We start from the raw sequence: 292 nt of genomic DNA, 5'->3' as shown, positions 1-292 counted from the left end.
GACCGGCGCGCGGGCCTAGGAGCGGCGTACGTCGTCGCGGTGCTGGGCGAGCGCGTCGAGCGCGGCGGACACGACCTCGTCGAGGGGCGGGGTGACGTCGACGACGCCTCCCGCCTCGTCGTCGCCGAGCGGCTCGAGGGTGTCGATCTGGGAGGTGAGCAGGGAGGTGGGCATGAAGTGGCGGGTGCGCCGGGCCATCCGCTCGGCCAGCACCTCGGTCGGTGCGTGCAGGTGCAGGAACCACAGGTCGGGCACGTGCTCGCGCAGCCGGTCGCGGTAGGCGCGCTTGAGC

At 74.3% G+C, this 292-nt stretch carries 1 pseudogene; it reads right to left on the bottom strand.

From position 1 onward, the window contains the following. Window positions 1-15 precede the first annotated feature (15 nt). Window positions 16-292: pseudogene (locus QWY28_RS23450) on the bottom strand (gluconokinase); the annotation flags it as partial.

This window comes from Nocardioides oceani (genome assembly GCF_030412965.1).
Lineage (GTDB): Bacteria > Actinomycetota > Actinomycetes > Propionibacteriales > Nocardioidaceae > Nocardioides > Nocardioides oceani.
The sequence above is the reverse complement of the archived record's forward strand: the minus strand, read 5'-3'. Positions and strand labels throughout refer to the sequence as shown.